The sequence below is a fragment of the Microbacterium panaciterrae genome (genome assembly GCF_039541635.1).
GTDB lineage: Bacteria > Actinomycetota > Actinomycetes > Actinomycetales > Microbacteriaceae > Microbacterium > Microbacterium panaciterrae.
This window is the reverse complement of record NZ_BAABGP010000004.1, coordinates 88,206-104,401: the sequence shown is the minus strand read 5'-3', so window position 1 is coordinate 104,401 and position 16,196 is coordinate 88,206. Positions and strand designations below refer to the sequence as shown.

General features: G+C 71.0%; 14 protein-coding genes. 2 read left to right on the top strand and 12 right to left on the bottom strand.

The window, feature by feature from the left end; genetic code table 11:
- Nucleotides 1-2 precede the first annotated feature (2 nt).
- The 3 genes from ABD882_RS02850 to ABD882_RS02840 all read right to left on the bottom strand — a co-directional run bounded on the left by ABD882_RS02850 (nt 3) and on the right by ABD882_RS02840 (nt 4,160).
- Entirely contained in the window at nt 3-1,733 is a 1,731-nt protein-coding gene (locus ABD882_RS02850) for a phospholipase C (RefSeq protein ID WP_345184150.1), read from the bottom strand.
- Between the two features lie 129 nt (nt 1,734-1,862).
- Complete coding sequence (locus tag ABD882_RS02845) at nt 1,863-3,158, bottom strand: cation:proton antiporter (RefSeq protein WP_345184148.1); 1,296 nt, start codon at nt 3,156-3,158, stop codon at nt 1,863-1,865.
- A gap of 42 nt (nt 3,159-3,200) precedes the next feature.
- Nucleotides 3,201-4,160 (bottom strand): LysR family transcriptional regulator, encoded by a 960-nt coding sequence (locus tag ABD882_RS02840; RefSeq protein ID WP_345184147.1) that lies wholly within the window; start codon nt 4,158-4,160, stop codon nt 3,201-3,203.
- An 82-nt stretch (nt 4,161-4,242) separates the two neighbouring features.
- On the opposite strand from ABD882_RS02840, the gene ABD882_RS02835 reads away from it, so the two are divergent.
- Nucleotides 4,243-5,286 carry a YeiH family protein gene (locus ABD882_RS02835; RefSeq protein ID WP_345184145.1) on the top strand — a complete coding sequence of 348 codons (1,044 nt, stop codon included), beginning with the start codon at nt 4,243-4,245 and terminating at the stop codon, nt 5,284-5,286.
- Nucleotides 5,287-5,314: 28 nt separating this feature from the next.
- On the opposite strand, the gene ABD882_RS02830 is transcribed toward ABD882_RS02835, so the two are convergent.
- The 6 genes from ABD882_RS02830 to ABD882_RS02805 all read right to left on the bottom strand — a co-directional run bounded on the left by ABD882_RS02830 (nt 5,315) and on the right by ABD882_RS02805 (nt 11,826).
- Entirely contained in the window at nt 5,315-6,331 is a 1,017-nt protein-coding gene (locus tag ABD882_RS02830; protein WP_345184143.1) for a magnesium and cobalt transport protein CorA, read from the bottom strand.
- A gap of 59 nt (nt 6,332-6,390) precedes the next feature.
- Nucleotides 6,391-7,671, bottom strand: coding sequence for a serine hydrolase domain-containing protein (locus ABD882_RS02825; RefSeq protein WP_345184141.1), 1,281 nt, complete (start codon nt 7,669-7,671; stop codon nt 6,391-6,393).
- Between the two features lie 134 nt (nt 7,672-7,805).
- On the bottom strand, nt 7,806-8,477 hold the full coding sequence (locus tag ABD882_RS02820; protein WP_345184139.1) for a response regulator transcription factor: 672 nt from the start codon (nt 8,475-8,477) through the stop codon (nt 7,806-7,808).
- Complete coding sequence (locus tag ABD882_RS02815; RefSeq protein WP_345184137.1) at nt 8,474-9,745, bottom strand: sensor histidine kinase; 1,272 nt, start codon at nt 9,743-9,745, stop codon at nt 8,474-8,476. The genes ABD882_RS02820 and ABD882_RS02815 overlap by 4 nt, the downstream gene beginning before the upstream one ends.
- Nucleotides 9,742-10,329: a hypothetical protein gene (locus ABD882_RS02810; protein ID WP_345184135.1), complete on the bottom strand. Its 588-nt coding sequence runs from the start codon at nt 10,327-10,329 to the stop codon at nt 9,742-9,744. The genes ABD882_RS02815 and ABD882_RS02810 overlap by 4 nt, the downstream gene beginning before the upstream one ends.
- A 111-nt stretch (nt 10,330-10,440) precedes the next feature.
- Nucleotides 10,441-11,826 carry an ATP-dependent DNA helicase gene (locus ABD882_RS02805; protein WP_345184133.1) on the bottom strand — a complete coding sequence of 462 codons (1,386 nt, stop codon included), beginning with the start codon at nt 11,824-11,826 and terminating at the stop codon, nt 10,441-10,443.
- Between the two features lie 124 nt (nt 11,827-11,950).
- Here ABD882_RS02805 and ABD882_RS02800 point away from each other — a divergent pair, with 124 nt between their 5' ends.
- The gene (locus ABD882_RS02800) at nt 11,951-13,066 is read left to right on the top strand and encodes a hypothetical protein (RefSeq protein ID WP_345184131.1); all 1,116 of its coding nucleotides are present in this window, start codon (nt 11,951-11,953) and stop codon (nt 13,064-13,066) included.
- A 22-nt stretch (nt 13,067-13,088) separates the two neighbouring features.
- Here the strand turns inward: ABD882_RS02800 and ABD882_RS02795 are convergent, their stop codons facing one another.
- The 3 genes from ABD882_RS02795 to rpsN all read right to left on the bottom strand — a co-directional run bounded on the left by ABD882_RS02795 (nt 13,089) and on the right by rpsN (nt 16,194).
- The gene (locus ABD882_RS02795) at nt 13,089-15,146 is read right to left on the bottom strand and encodes a bifunctional copper resistance protein CopD/cytochrome c oxidase assembly protein (protein ID WP_345184436.1); all 2,058 of its coding nucleotides are present in this window, start codon (nt 15,144-15,146) and stop codon (nt 13,089-13,091) included.
- 175 nt (nt 15,147-15,321) lie between these two features.
- On the bottom strand, nt 15,322-15,609 hold the full coding sequence (locus ABD882_RS02790) for an HU family DNA-binding protein (protein WP_045250850.1): 288 nt from the start codon (nt 15,607-15,609) through the stop codon (nt 15,322-15,324).
- A 279-nt stretch (nt 15,610-15,888) separates the two neighbouring features.
- On the bottom strand, nt 15,889-16,194 hold the full coding sequence (gene rpsN, locus ABD882_RS02785) for a 30S ribosomal protein S14 (protein WP_345184128.1): 306 nt from the start codon (nt 16,192-16,194) through the stop codon (nt 15,889-15,891).
- Nucleotides 16,195-16,196: the final 2 nt, after the last annotated feature.

Here is a 16,196-nt window from a genome sequence, read left to right as displayed (position 1 = left end):
CGTCAGCGGCAGCCGCCGCCCTGGCCGTTGTGGTTGCCGTTGTTGCCCGCGCAGTAGGCCGGCTGAACGACCGTGCCGTTCGCCGGATCCAGGGTCAGGTTCGCATCCTTGCGCACGTGCGAGAAGTCGAACATGCCGCCGAGCGATCCGGCAACGGCGTCCAGGGATCCGTCGCCGAGGCGCCCGAGACCCCAGTTGTCCTCGATGAAGCGTGAGATCGACGACTGCTGCGTCACCGTGTGGTCGACGAAATTCTTCTTCGCGAACGGCGAGACGACCAGCAGCGGCTGACGAGGGCCGGGGCCGCAGCGGTCGGCGTAGCCGCCCAGGATGGGCGTGCCCGCCGCGGCCGCGTCGAGGCACCAGGCCGCGTCGTTCTGCGGGTCGTTCGAGGCGTTCGTGACGGTCGCGGCGACGTGGTCGTACCAGCCGTCGGAGTCGTCGTAGGCGAGCACGATCGCCGTGGAATCCCAGTTCTTCGACTTCTGGATGGCGTTGATCTGGTTCACGACGAAGGCCTGCTCATCGATCGGGTCGGAGTACGAGGCGTGCCCGTCCTGGTAGTTCGGAGCCTTGAGGTAGGAGACCGCCGGCATGTTGTCGCTGTTCACGACCCGGTCGAACGCGGTGATGTCGTACTGGTGGTTCGCCTGCCCGGCGTGCCCGATCTCGGCGTCGGAGGCCGGCGCGAGGTGGTGCGGGTTGGCCGTCGAGGCGAAGTACTGGAACGGCTCGTGGTGGGGGTTGTAGTCGGTCGACGAGATGCCCGCGATGTTCGTGTGCGTCGTGGTGCACTGCGCGTAGTCGACGCCGTTGATCGTCTTCGTCGACTGCGGCGTGAACCCGCCCTGGAACCAGCCCCACGACACGTTCTTCGCGGTGAGCAGGTCGCCGATGTTGCGGCCCTGCATCGCGGCGAGCGCGTAGGTCTTGGCGTGGCTGTTGTCGGAGCAGTCGTCGAAAGCGGGATCCGGATCCTCGGTCATGGTGCCGACGCCCTGTGCGTTCGGGCTCTTCACGGTGTACGCGTCCGGGGTCGCGGTCTGCTTCCCGGTGAACGGGTCGACGCTGATCACGCCGTGCGTCTGCCCGGAGACGAGGTTGATGGCACCGGGGCTGGACGGGCCGAACGTGTCGGAGAAGCTGCTGTCGCTGAGCGCGTAGTGCTGCGCGTAGTTCCACAGCCCCGTGACGGTGTTGCCGTCGTAGTAGTCCATGGTCATGCCGGGGGTCGCGTAGCGCGGGTCGCCCGCCGCGCCGCAGGTGTCGGTGCTGGTGTTCTCGACGAACTTGTCCATCGCGCCGCCGTTGTAGGCCTTCTGCTCGGCGAGGTACTCGTGGTCCTGATCGCACGTGACCGCCTGGCCGGGCGTGAGCCGCGTCGGCTGCGACGAGTTCGGGTTGTTCGGCGCCAGCAGCCCCGCGTTCGCGAGCGTGCCGATGTCGGCGGGCGTGTTCGCCGCGGCGGTGAACGTCGCGGCCGCGGCCCCCGTGCCCTGCACCGTCTCGCCGGCGATGTTGGCGGCGTTCGGGTAGGTGGCGAAGTAGTGGTCGAACGAGACGTTCTCGCCGAAGATCACCACGACGTGCTTGATCGGGGTGGACGTGTCGGAGGCCGGTGCCGTGTGCGCGGAAGCGGATCCGATGGGGAGTGCGCCGGCAGCACCGCCGGCAGCCGCGGCGAGCACGAGAGCGCCGAGCGCTCCCGCCGTGCCAAGTCGGGACAAGGACATCGAGCAACCCTTTCGTCAGAGGAAGGGCCCGGTGCTGTGGGTCGTGATGCCACCCGTCATCGGTCCCGCATCGACGTTAGGCCGTCGAGCGCTCCAGCAGAAGAGGACGCGAAAGATTTCCCGCGCTGTTCACCGGATCCGCCTCACGCGGTCCATCCGGCGCAGCACGAGCGGGGCCGCGACCCCGTGCAGCAGGATGCTGCCCACCACGGTGACGACCATGATCAGCAGGACGGTGTTCGCCTCCACGGTGTCCACGCCCAGCGCGTTGTACGCGAGCAAGCCGAACACGATCGTCGCGGTGCCGCGCGGGCCGAGCAGGCCGATCTTCACGCGATCCGCCCGGCTCACCGTGCTGCCCATGAGCGACAAGTACACCGGTCCCAGCCGCAGCAGGGTGAGCGCGAGCAGGACGAGCACCAGCACCCGCCAGTCGAAGGAGGTGGTGAACGCGAGCAGCGCCGCCCCGCCCAGCATGTACCAGACGAAGTTCGCGGTGAGGGTGCCGACCTCCTCGACGAGCAGCAGCTCCTCGTGCGGGATCACCCGCACCGCCATACCGCGCGTGCGCGTCACGCGGTAGATGAGCCCGGCGACGAAGGCCGCGACGAACCCGTTCGCCTCGATCGCCGGAATCGTCGCGATCCCGAAGGCGATGAGCGGGAGCAGCAGCATGGCGTAGCGTGCGCCGCCCTCGCTCGCGACCCCGCGGTCGCGTGCGACCCGCAGCGCCAGTCCGATGAGCCCGCCCAGCACGACCCCGATCACGATCGCCGCGAGCGTGGCGGGCACGGCATTGACGAACGCCTCGACCATCTTCTCGGCGTTGTGGCCGAAGTCCTTCTCATCCACCGTGAGGGTGTCGGCGCCCGACTCGATGTACTTGCGCACGAGCGGTGCGAGCACCACGGCGACCGGCAGCGCCATGCCGAAGATCGGCGAGATGAGACCGTCGTTGTAGCCGCTCTCCACGTTCAGGATCGCGCGCATCCGCTCGGGCAGGAGCTTCGAGCGCAGCAGCCGGGTGGCGGGGGCGAAGTCGGTCGGCATGATCACGCACGCGATCACGACGATCACTACGAACGACTCCGGGACCAGCAGGGCGCTGACGATCGCCGTGAGGATGAGCGACAGCGGCAGGGCGATGAGCACGAGCCGGGCGGTGACCCTGCCCTCGCCGCCGAAGAGCCCGCCGCGCACCTCGGTGGCGTCCGCGAACAGCAGGATCGAGAGGATCACCTCGACGACCTTCTCGGTGAACGGGGAATCGAGCGCCGACGCGTAGGTCGGCAGGTCCCACACCGTGGTCGCCGCGCCGAGCACGAGCAGCATCGCCGGCCCCGCCACGCCCCAGCGCTCGAAGCGGTGCGACACCAGCGACCACAGCAGCACGGCGACCAGGCCGAAGAGCACGAGCGTGGGCATCCGATTCCTTCCGTGTGCGACTGCGTGTGCGACGAGGTGAGACTATCGCGCCCGCGGGCTGCGCCTCGCGGCTTCCGCCCGTGCCGTGGCCACGGCGACCTCGATCAGCTCCCGGCCGACGGCGGACAGGTCGCGGGGGGAGCCGCGCCACAGCGCCGTGATCGGCCGGGTCACGGGATCCCCGACGAGGCGGACCGCGCGGAGCCGCCCGAGCCGGATGTCGTCGGCGGCCTCGCGTCGCGACATCACGGCGGCGCCCAGCCCGTTCGCGACGGCGGAGCGCACGGCGGCCGAGGTCGGCAGCACGACCGCCGGCTCTGCGGCGTCGCGGCCGAGCCGGCGACGCACCTCGTCCTCCCAGGCCCGGCGGGTGCCGCTGCCCTGCTCCCGGGCGACGAGCGGTTCCGCCGCCGCGACCTCGAAGGCGATCGGGCCGCTCTGGCCCCAGACATGCTCCGGTGCGATCACGATCACGAGTTCGTCCTGGCCCACGGTGGTGGTGCCGAGATCCGCGGGCACCTCGGACGATTCGATGAACGCGAGATCCGCGCGTCCGTCGCGCACCCGCATCTCGGCGTCCGTGCTGTTGCCCGAGAGCAGCTGCACCGCGGTCGGCGTGTGCCCGGCGTCGACCTGGCGCCGGCGCAGTCCGACCAGCCAGAGCGGCAGCATGTGCGCTGACACGGTCTGGCTCGCCGCGACGGTCAGCCGCGCCGTGCTCTCCCCGCGCAGCGTGCGGGTCGCCGCGCGGAAGCGCCCCGCCGCGGCCAGCACGTCGTCCGCCCACGAGGCGACCACCTCGCCTTCGAGCGTCGGCTGCGTGCCCGACGGGGAGCGGTGGAACAGCGACAGACCGAGCTGGCGTTCCACCGCGCGCAGCCGGGCCGAGGCCGCCTGTTGCGTCACGCCGGTCTCCCTGGCCCCGCCCGAGATCGACCCGGTGCGCACGACGGCGACCAGGAGCTCGAGGGATCCGATGTCCGGCATCGTTCCGTCTGCCATGACGTTGCCTACAATCTCTGCCTGTACCCTCATCGACGATAGCGGGATACCGGCGCGGCCGCACCCCGAGGAGGCTGAATGCATGATGTTCCGCCCCGCCCGCACGCTCCCGTCCCGCCTCGCGCTGCGCGGTGTCGAGGTGCTGCCGGGGCTGGGGCTCACCGTCCCGATCGCCCTCGTCGCCACGGTGATCGGGACCCTGGTGCCGGTGCTCGGATCCGCGCTGCCGGCGATCGTGATCGGCGTCGTCGTTGCGGTGATCCGCCGCCCGACCGCACGGTTCCAGCCGGGCGTCGAGTACTCGGGGAAGTTCCTGCTGCAGCTCGCCGTCGTGCTGCTGGGGGCGCAGCTCTCGCTCGGCGCGATCCTCCAGGTCGGCGCGGAGTCTCTGCCGGTGATGCTCTCGACCCTCACGGTATGCCTGATCGGCACCTGGCTGATCGGGCGGGCGCTGCGGATCCCGTCCCGGCTGCGCACCCTGATCGGCGTCGGGACGGGCATCTGCGGCGCCTCCGCGATCGCCGCGGTCGCGCCGGTGATCGGAGCGCTGAGCGCCGAGGTGTCCTACGCGGTGTCGACGATCTTCACGTTCAACATCCTCGCGGTGCTGCTGTTCCCGCTGCTCGGCCACGCGCTGGGGATGGATCCGCACACCTTCGGCCTGCTCGCCGGCACCGCCGTCAACGACACCAGCTCGGTGGTGGCCACGGCGAGCGTCTTCGGCGCCTCGGCGCTGGGGTTCGCCGTCGTTGTCAAGCTGGTGCGCACGCTCATGATCATCCCGATCTCGGTCGGGCTGAGTGTGATCGAGTCGCGGCGCGCGGTCGACGGTCGCCGGATGACGGCGCGCGGCGCGCTCGGCCTCGTGCCCTGGTTCCTGATCGGGTTCCTCGGCGTCGCGGTGTTCGGATCCCTCGGCGCGATCCCGGCCGGCCCGCGCGACGCGATGGTGCACGCGAGCGGGTTCCTCATCGCCACGGCGATGGCGGGGATCGGGCTGTCCACGGACGTCGCAGCCCTGCGCCGCGCCGGCTGGCGCCCGCTCGCGCTCGGCGCGATCCTGTGGATCCTGGTCACCGCCACCGCCCTCGCCGTGATCACCCTGACCTCCGTCTGGGGTCGTTGAGCGAGGACGCCGAGGGGGCCGGATCCCTTTACAACCAGCCGCGCTTCTTGAACACGAGGTACAGCACCCCGGCGCCGCCCACCATCAGCCCGATCGCCATCGGATAGCCGAACGGCCAGGCCAGCTCGGGGATCACGTGGAAGTTCATGCCGTAGATACCGGCGACGATGGTCGGCGCGAAGAAGATGGCGGCCCAGCTGGAGATCTTCTTGACCTCTTCGCCCTGCCGGATGCTCTCCTCGGTCATCCGGCGCATCTCCTCGTTCTGCCGGCGGGCCACGATCGTGGCCTCGACGGTGAGCGCGTTGTCGAGGTTCGCCCGGAAGGTCGACACCCGCTCCGACAGGGTCAGGATGTGGTCGAGCACGTCGCGCAGGTACCGCTGCAGCTCGAGGTCGACGGAGTACTTCGCGGAGCCGCGCAGCAGCGCATCCAGCATCGGCTGCAGCGGCTGGGTGGCCTTCTGGAAGTCGATCACCTCGCTGCTCAGCTCGTAGATGCGCTGCGTGACGTCGGACTCGTCGACGAACAGCTGCGCCTCGATCTCATCGATGTCGTTCTCCAGGCCGGCCAGTACGGGCGAGTACTCGTCGACGAGCTCGTCGAGGATCGCGTACAGCACGGCTTCCGGACCCCGGGCGAGCAGCTCCGGATCCCGCTCCATCCGCCCGCGCACGCGGCTGAGGCTGGGCGTCTCGGCGTGCCGGATCGTGACGACGAAGTTCGGGCCGACGAACACGTGCAGCTCGCCGAACTCGACCTCCTCCGTGGCGTCCAGGTAGCGGGCGGGGCGCAGCACGATGAACAGGGTCTCGCCGTAGCGCTCCAGCTTCGAGCGCTGATGCCCGGTGAGGGCGTCCTCGACGGCGAGCTCGTGCAGGCCGAACTCCGCGGCGACCTGCCGCACCTCCTGCTCGCTCGGCCGGTACAGGCCGATCCAGCCCATGCCGCCCCGGTCGTGCATGAGCTCGAACGTCTCGTCGAGCGTGTGAGGGGTGTCGGTGCGCAGCCCGTCCACGTAGATGCCGTTGTCGACGATCGCCATACTGCTCCTCTGCGTCGGCCCTCGGCCGGGTGCTGCGGACCGGCGCCGAGTGGGCCGGGTCAGCCCTGCGGCAGCGGGCAGATCGCCGCGCCGTCGACGGCCTTAGCGTAGTCCTCCGGCGTGAACGGCAACGCGAAAGCCGGCGCCTTCTGCCCCTTCGCCGCGGGCGCCTTCGAGGCGATCGCCGCGAGCTCGAAGGAGAGATCTCCGATCAGGGTGCTGCCGGCACTCGAGTCGTTCAGCACGATCGCGACGGTGAATCCGCTCGTCGGGTCGGCGTACGCCGCGGTCAGATAGCCGGCCGTCATGCCGTGCTGTCCGATCATGGATCCGACCAGCATCGCCCCGCCGGTCGCCTGATACCAGGACGGCGCCCCTGCGGCGGCGGGCAGCGGCGCCCCGAAGCGCTTCGGCGTGGTCTTGGTGCGCAGCGCCTGCGCGGCCTCCGCCTGCGCGTACTTGCCGAGATCGGCGATCGTGGACGTGACCCCCGAGTCGGTGTAGCCCATGCTGGACGAGCTCACCGTGATGTCGGTGGGCTTGGCACACTGGTAGGCGCCGTTCTCCTGCGGCAGGAACGCGCCCTTGAGCGCCGGTGCGGGAGCCGGCGCGGCGGCCTTCGAGCCGGGCAGGGCCGTCGACGACAGCCCGAGTGGAGCGGTCACGTACTGGCGGATCAGCTGCGCCGCGGTCTGTCCGCTGGCACGCTCGAGCGCGGCGCCGAGCAGCAGATACCCGGCGTCCGAGTCGCGGTACGCGGTGTGCGCGGGGGTGCGGTTCTGGCCGAGCCCGTACGAGGCGAGCTCCTTCGGCTCCCACACCCGATCCGGGTTGTTCAGCCAGGCGGCCAGCGCGATGCTCTGCGAGGAGCCGATGCCCGCCGTGCCGTTGCAGAGATCCAGCAGCGACACATCCTGCAGATCCGCCACGCCGGAGACGTAGTCGGGGAGCTTGGCGTCGAGCTTGACGACGCCACGATCGGCGAGCGCGTACAGCACGTCGCAGGTCATCAGCCGGGTCACGTCGCCGATCCGGAACGACATGTCGGTGTCGACCGGAGTCTTGTCCCCCGTCGCGACCGTGCCGAGGCCGGCGACCCAGGTTCCGCTCCACGGCGCCCAGACGCCGACGATCGCGCCGCTGGATCCGCTCGCTGCCATCGCGCGTTCGACCGCCGCCTTGAGTTGATCCTGGATGTCGGTGGGCAGGGATCCCTGCACCTGCGGCTTCGGCGTGTACGCCGGAGCCTCCGGGGTTCCCGTGCACGCGCTCAGTGCGAGCGCGACCGCGAGGGCGCCCGCCACGAGCGCGCCCGCACGGCGAAGAGTGATCCGTCGCATTCAGCCCCCTGACATTCCTCCCGATTCTAGGCGGATGCCCTTGGTGTCCCCGTCATCCTCGAGGATGATCCCCGCGGCCGCCGCCGGATCGTGATGCGCGTCGCCGCACCCCAGCCTCGAGACGCCGCCGGGCCTCAGGGCCCGGTGCCGAGCCCGCGGGCGATCGCCTGGGCCCGGTCGCGCACGCCGAGCTTCGCGAACAGCGCGTTGATGTGCGTCTTCACCGTCGAGACGCCGACGAACAGCGCGTCGGCGATCTCACCGTTGGAGCGGCCCTGGATGATGAGCCCGAGCACCTCGCGCTCACGGCCGGTGAGCGCGGGGAACCGGACGGCCAGCGCCTCCGGGGAGGCGGGATCAGGATCCGCTGCCGCGGCAGGTGCGCCGATCCTGCCCAGCAGCACGTCGCGCACCGGTTCGGAGAAGGTGGACTGCCCCGCCGCGACGGCCCGGATGGCAGCGGCCAGCTCGACCCGGCCCGCGTCCTTGGTGAGATAGCCGCGGGCCCCGGCGCGGAGGGCGGCGACGATGTCGGCGTCGTCGGCGAAGGTGGTGAGCACCAGCACCGCGGTGCCCGGCGTCTCGGCCGTGACGCGGCGGGTGGCGGCCGCGCCGTCGAGCATGGGCATCCGCAGGTCCATCAGGGCGACGTCGGGATGCTGCGCGGCGATGAGCGCCACGGCTTCCGCGCCGTCCGCCGCCGTGCCGACGACTTCGAAGTCGGGCACAAGGCCGAGCACCGTCTCGAGGCCGTCGCGGATGATCGCCTGATCGTCGGCGATGACGATCCGGATCCGCCCGCTCATGCCGGAGCCTCCACCCGCAGCACGAACCGCCCGGACTCTGAGCCCGACCCGGTCCCTGAGCCTGTCGAAGGGCCCGCCACGACACCGGCGGTCACCGTCCCGCCCAGCGCCGCGAAGCGTTCGCGCACGCCGCGCAGGCCGTACCCGCCGCCGGTCGCCGCCAGCTCGGCCGTGCCCCCCGACGCGCTCGAGACCGGGTTCTCGACGATGCAGTCCACCCGGTCAGGATGCCAGATCAGCCCGATGTGCACAGCCGATCCCGGGGCGTGCTTGCGGGCGTTGCTCAGCCCCTCCTGCACGGCACGCACCAACGCCTCGGCGAGCGCGACGGGCAGGGCGCGCCCCGCGCCGGTGCACACCAACTCGATGCCGCCCGCGATCGGTTCGTGCGCGTGGATCAGCGCCTCGATCCGTGCCGCGAGCTCGGCGGGCTCGATGCTCCCGGCGAGCGCCGCACCGTCGTGGGCGGAGTCGCCGTCGGCCGGCTCGCGCAGCGTCCGCACCGCCTCGCGCGCCTCGCGCAGCCCGTCGACGGCGAGTCGTCGCGCCGCCGCCACCCGCGCCGCGGCGCTGCCCGCATCCCCCGCATCGAGCAGAGCCTCCGCCGCGTCCAGCTGCACGACCAGCCCGCCCAGACTGTGCGCGAGCACGTCGTGCAGGTCGCGGGCGATCGCCACGCGCGCTGCCGTGGCCTGCGCCTTCAGCGCGGCCATGCTCGCCCGCTCCCGTTCGGCGAGCAGCACGCGCTGAGCCCGGCGACCGGATCCGACGACGACCGCGGCCAGCGGCGCCGCGAGCGCCGCGAGGAGTCCGAACACGTTGGCCCGCGCGGGACCGGCGACCCCGGCGGTGGAGAGCAGCGCGCCGGCCGCGATGCCGAGGATCCCGACCAGCACCACCCCGCCCCACACTGTCACAGGTGTCTCGGGATCGCTCGTCATCACGAGCACGGCGACGATGAGCAGCGCGACGCCCGGCCCCTGCGAGGGCACGGCGGTCACGCTCCCGGTGAGCACCATCACCGCCACGAGGACAGCCGCCGTGGTGCGGATCGCCGGCCCGTCTTCTCCGACGCCGCGTTCGCTCTCCGAGCCCCGGCGCACCGCGAGAAGCGTGCGCACGACCCACGCGACCAGGCCGGCGGCCGCCGCCCAGACCACCCAGGCGGCGGTTCCCGGTGCGGCGCGCCACAGGCCGTAGCCGACGGCGAGAGCGCCGGCGAGGTTGATGCCGGCGCTCCACCAGGTGAGCGGATTGATGCGGGTCACGAGACCATGATGCGCGCCGATGCGTCCCGCGGCTCGGTACCGCGCGGCGCCGCTGCCCGAGCCAGCGTGCGGTTGTGCAGCACGAAGATCCGCGCGGCGCGGTTCGCGGCGAGCATGAGCAGGATGAGCCCGCCCGAGATGCCGAGATGGCTGCCGAGCAACTCGAACGCGAAGGACAGGCCCACGCGCACGCCGATCAGCACGACCAGGAGCGCGAGTCCCCACGGTCCCGTGCGGGTCTCGAACTCGGCTGCGGCCTGCGCCGCCGCCCTGGCCGACAGGCCCGCTGTCGCGGGCGCGTACCCGGCAGGACGCGGGATGGCGCGGAAGTGGGCGATCGCTCCCATGCCGATGCCGATGGCGACCGCGATCACCACCTCGACCACGAACGCGACGACGTCGATGAGGCCGATCGGCTGCCCGTTCGGCGATCGCATGAGCAGCACCGCCCCCACCACCGCGGCGAGCCCGGGGAACATCCAGTCCCTGGCGCCGAGCACCGGGCGCCAGGTCATCTGCCGCACGGCGATCCAGCCGACGGCGAGGAGGACCAGCAGGACGTTGGAGAGCAGTGAGAGGTTCATGGGTTCGATGCTCCCCGGATCCCGGATCCGACGGCACCACCGGGGGGTGGAGATCCGTGCCGGGCGGGTGGAGATCCGCAGGCGGCCTGCACGTACGACGCTGAGCCCGACTCAGCCCCCGACCTGCGGCGTCGAGTCCCCTTGGCGGGCCTCCCACGCGGCACGCATGAACCGGCGCACGTCCTCGTCGACGCGGATGTCGCTCGGGCGCAGCGCCCGCGAGAGGTAGAGCCCGTCGAGCGAGGTCAGCCGAGACAGCGCGACGTACGTCTGCCCGGGTGCGAACGCGCCGGATCCGAGATCCACGATCGCCCGGTCGTAGGTCTTGCCCTGCGACTTGTGGATCGTGACCGCCCACGCCAGCCGCAGCGGAAACTGGGTGAACTCCGCGGCCACCTCGCGGGACAGCGTCTTCGTGCCGGGGTTGTAGATGTAGCGGTAGCGCTCCCAGACCGCGGGCTCGACGTCGACCTCGTCGCCGTCGATCTCCACGCGCACGGCATCGCCGAGGATCCGCACCACCGTGCCGATCGTGCCGTTCACCCAGCGCGGCGGCTCGGGAGCGGCCGAGATGTCGTTGCGCAGGAACATCACCTGCGCCCCCTCCTTGAGCTGCAGCTCGGCGTCGGCGGGATAGTTCGCCTCACCGCGGCCGAAATCGCCGGAGATGTCGGCCTTCGCCTTCTGCACCTTGCCGGGCAGGGCCGCGAGATGGCGGGCGTTGATGCCGTTCACGATGTCGTTGCGGGTGGCGAGCGTGATGATCGGGATCTCCCCGGGTGCGGGATCCGGCGGCGTGCGCACCCCCGCCTCGTTGAGCGCTGCGGCGATCTCCGCCGTCACCCGGCCGTAGCGCACCGCGTTCAGCATCGCCTTGAACCCCGCGTCGGCCTGCCGGTGGATGTGCACCAGCTCGCGCACATGCAGCGTCGCCCCGTGCGTGCCGATGTCGAGCAGTCCGTCGGTGGCCTGGCCCCCTGTCCACACCTTCGCGTCGAAGAACCAGAACGAGCGGTAGTGATCCTGCACGTAGCGCAGCTCGTCGCCGCGCGGCGGCACCGGAGCCAGCTGATACGGATCCCCGAACATCACCACCTGCACGCCGCCGAACGCCTCGGCCCGCCGTCCGCGCGCCTGCCGCAGCGATCGGTCGATCGCGTCCATCAGATCGGCGTTGACCATCGAGATCTCGTCGATCACGAGCGTGTCGATCGCGTTCAGGATCTTGCGGGTCGCGTCGGACTGGTCGATCTCGCCGTCGGCGATCAGGCCGATCGGCAGCCGGAACAGCGAGTGGATCGTCTGCCCCTCGACGTTCAGCGCGGCGACGCCCGTGGGCGCGCACACCGCGATCTGCTTCTGCGTGTTGTAGGCGAAGTGCTGCAGCAGCGTCGACTTGCCGGTGCCGGCGCGACCGGTGATGAACACGTGATCGCGGGTGTCCTCGATCAGCCGGAAGAGTTCATCCTGTTCGGCGGAGAGGGTCGGCGTGCTCACAGTCTTCGGAGTCTACCGCGACCACCCTCTCTGACCGCGAGACGGGCGCGGTCTGGAGCGCGCGGGCTGAAGGGCTCGCGGGCCACTCGGGGTTCCTGCAGGCGGCTGTTCGTAGACTGGCGCCATGGTGCAGTCGGCGGGGGTGCTGGCGCCACGCGCGCGGCCGCGTCGGGCGCGGACGGCGCGCCGCCCTGCACCGCTGTGGTCCGATCTCGCGATCCTGACCCTCGTCGGGGTCGCGCTGGTCGCAGCCCTCGCCGCCGGCGGCGTGACCGTCTACCGCGAGTTCTACAGCCCGTCCGCCTTCGTCACGCGCTACCTCACCCTGCTGAGCGACGGGCGCGCCGCCGACGCGCTGCGTCTGCCCGGCGTCGCGATCGACCGCTCGGAGCTCGACCAGGGCTCGTTCCAATCCGCCTCCGACGCCCTGCTGCGCCGCGCGGCGCTCGCCCCGCTGACCGAGGTCACGGTCACCCAGGAGCAGCCCGGGCACGACGAGACGGCGGTCACAGTGAGCTACAAGGCCGGCGGGCATCCCGGCTCCTCGACCTTCCGCGTGCACCAGATCGGCTGGATCGGCGTCGCGCCGTCCTGGGGTTTCGCGCAGAGTCCGCTCGCGGTCATCGACTTCACGATCCGAGGATCCGACCGGTTCGCGGTGAACGGCTTCGAGCTCGACCGCCGGCAGGTCGCGGCGAAGGGCGCCGACGCCTCGCCGCTCGAGCCGGTGCCCATGCTGGTCTTCTCACCCGGCCTGTATGCGGTGTCGGTGCAGACCGCCGCGGCCACGGCCGGCGGGATCGGTGTGCTCGCCGACAAGCCCCTCGCCGAGGTGCCGCTCGATGTGCAGACGCATCCCACCGACGCGTTCGTGAAGGTCGTGCAGCAGCGGGTGAACGACTTCCTCACCCAGTGCGCCACCCAGCAGGTGCTGCAGCCCACGGGCTGCCCGTTCGGCATGACCGTGCCGAACCGGGTCACCCAGCCGCCGACGTGGAGCATGGTCGAAATGCCCGCGATCACGCTGGAACCGTCCGGGGCCGGCTGGAAGATCCCGTCCACTCCGGCGACCGCGCACATCGTCGTGGAGGTGCAGTCGCTCTTCGACGGCTCGATCCACGAGGTCGATCAGGACGTGCCGTTCCACGTCGACGGCACGATCCAGTTCCTCGAGGACGGATCCGCGTCGATCAGCATCACGTCACCGGATCAGCCGACGCACGCCGCGCCCCACGACTGACCGGTGCCGCCCGGCGCGTAGGTCAGCGGGTGCGGGCCGCGCTGCGGCGATCCTTCTCCGCAAGCTCCGCGAGACGCGCGTTGTACTCCACGAGCTCGGCGTCACCGGTGCGGTCGGCGTTCCGGTCGGAGCGCTTCTCCGCCTTCGCGTCGCTGCGGCTCCACAGGATCGCCACGGTGATCGCGAGGATCACGGTCGGGATCTCGCCGACCGACCAGGCGACGCCGCCGCCGACGTACTGATCCTGCATCGGAGTGGCGCCCCAGGTGCGCCCCATCGATCCGAACCACTCCGCCACCAGCAGGCCCGACTGCATCATGATCGCGATACCGAAGAACGCATGCGTGGCCATCACGGCGATGAGGATGATCAGGCGTCCGGGGTAGGGCAGGCGCCGCGGCACCGGATCCGCCCCGATCAGGCTCAGCACGAACAGGTAGCCCGAGATCAGGAAGTGGATCGTCATCCACTCGTGCCCGATGTGGTCGGTCATCGCCCAGCGCACGAGATCGGTGAAGTAGAACGCCCACAGCGAGAGCACGAAGATCGCCGCGGCCACGAAAGGGTTCGTGACCGCACGCGAGAACGGCGACCCGACCGCCCACAGGATCCACTCCCGCCCGCCGCGCGTGCCGTCGCCGCGCTTGTCGATCGCGCGCAGGGCGAGCGTGACCGGGGCGCCCGCCACGAGCAGCAGCGGGATCGCCATCGACAGCATCATGTGCCCGAGCATGTGCACGCTGAACAGGTACTCCTGGTAGGCGTTGATCGCGCCGCCGGTCACCCAGACCAGCCCGACCATGCCCAGGATCCAGAAGATCGTGCGGTGCAGCGGCCAGGCGTCACCGCGTCTGCGCAGACGGTGCACCGCCGCGAGGTAGAAGAACACGCCGAACCCGGCGGCGAGCGCCCAGATCAGGTCGAGGTTCCATGCCGTGAGCCAGCGGTCAGGAGTGAGTTCCGAGGGCAGGGGGGAGCCGGTGAGGATCTCGGCCGGCGTGCGCACGGCGGCCGCCTCGGTGCCGGTGGGCGGAGGCGTGCGGGCCAGAGCGACGGCGAGGCCCGAGGCGATGCCCATCAGCCCCAGCTCGAGCAGCACCAGCGTCCAGAACGGGCCGGATCCGCCGCGGCTCCCGGGCGCCGAGGCGTCGATCTTCGGGATCAGCCGGGTGCGGTAGCTCGCGCCGAGGGCGCCCAGCAGGATCAGCACGATCGCCTTGGCGACGATGATGCCGCCGTACGGGGTGAGCAGACCCGCCCAGTCGCCGACCGCGATGATCGAGCGGGCGACGCCGGAGATCGCGACCACGATGTAGGCCGCGAGCGCGATCGCCGAATAGCGGCGCACGATCGCGGCATAGGTCAGGCCGGTCTTCGGGCCTCGCTTCTTCGTCTTCGACGCCGTCTTGGCCGCTACCGTCTTGGCCATGACGCCGCTGCCGATCTCGGTGCGGGATCCGCGCAGCACGATCAGCAGCAGCAGGCCTCCGAGCCAGGTCGCCGCGCCGACCGTGTGCAGCAGCAGCGAGTTCACGGCGGCGTCGTGTCCGCTCAGGTCGCCGGCGTGGCCCTGGGTGGCCAGCGGGATGAACGAGGCGGCGGCCAGGACCGCCGTGAGCAGGGTGGCCGTCCAGCCGCGGAACGCGAAGGCGGCGATCGTGATCACCGCGCCGCCGATCACGGTCATCAGCCAGGCCTGGCCGAGCGGCAGTTCGAGCAGGAACCGCCCCAGCTGCGCGCCGAACTCCGGCCCGGCGCTGAGCTTCACGCCCATCGTCTGCAGGAACGTGAACAGGCCGGCGACCGCACCGGCGACCGTGAACACGGCCGCGCCGATCGAGGCGGTGTCCAACGCGATCTCGAAGGAGCGCGCGCCGCTGCGCAACGCGAACAGCGCGAGCATGAGGGAGCCGAGCATCGCCGCCGCCCCGAGGTTCTTCATCATGGTCGCGACCGGCAGCCCCCAGCGCACCACCGGACCGGGATCCAGCAGCAGGTTCGGCGCCGCACCGCCGCCGAACGCGAGGCCCGCGATGACCGCGAGGATCCCCGCGATGACGAGGATCAGGGGTCCGGTCACACGCAGCGACGCGGATCCGGGTGCCGCAGGGGCGGACCCCGCGCCGGTCGACGGGCGGGTCCCGGTGGAGGGACGATTCACCCCTCCAGCCTAGGCGTGTGCGGTTCGGCATCCGCCGGGAAGCCCACGCAGAAAGGCCGCCCCTCCGAGGAGGGACGGCCTTCCGAGGCTCGAATTACTTGACGGCGGCCTTGAGCTTGGAACCAGCGGTCACCTTGACGCGCTTGCCGGCCGGGATCTTGATCTCGGCGCCGGTCTGCGGGTTGCGGCCGGTGCGGGCAGCGGTCGCGACCTGCTCGAAGGAGATCCAACCCGGGATCGAGACCTTGCTGCCCTTGGCAACAGCGTCCGAGACCGTGGCGAACAGGGCGTCGAGAACGCCGGAGACAGCAGCCTGGCTCTGGCCGGTGGCGCTGGCGATGCTCGCGACGAGCTCGGTCTTGGTGATGGACTTGTCAGCCATTTCATCCTCCAGCGACGGGGATCCCGTCGCTTCGTATCAGAGTTCCGGATGGGCGGATGCCCCCCGTTGGTCGAACGACCGCCTTGAATGTACCAACCAAACCCTGCTTTTCCGCGTCATTTCGCGGGTTTTGACATTTTTGGGCGGCGTGTCGCACCTCATCCGTCACACCAGTCACACCCGGGCGCCCTCGCGAGGACCGGCCCGGGTACGCAGAAGGGGCGGGGATCCGAAGATCCCCGCCCCTTCGCGTCCCTGATGCTCAGGGACCGGTGAGACTTACCAGCTCGACTTGGTCACGCCGGGCAGCTCGCCGCGGTGCGCCATGTCACGGAAGCGGACACGCGAGATGCCGAACTTCGTGAGGACGCCGCGAGGGCGGCCGTCGATGGCGTCACGCGAACGGACGCGCGCGGGCGACGCGTTGCGCGGGAGCTTCTGCAGCCCGACGCGGGCGGCCTCGCGGGCCTCGTCGGTCGCGTTCGGGTCGACCAGGGTCTTCTTCAGCTCGGCGCGGCGGGCGGCGTAGCGCTCGACGACGACCTTGCGCTGCTCGTTGCGCGCGATCTTGCTCTTCTTAGCCATGG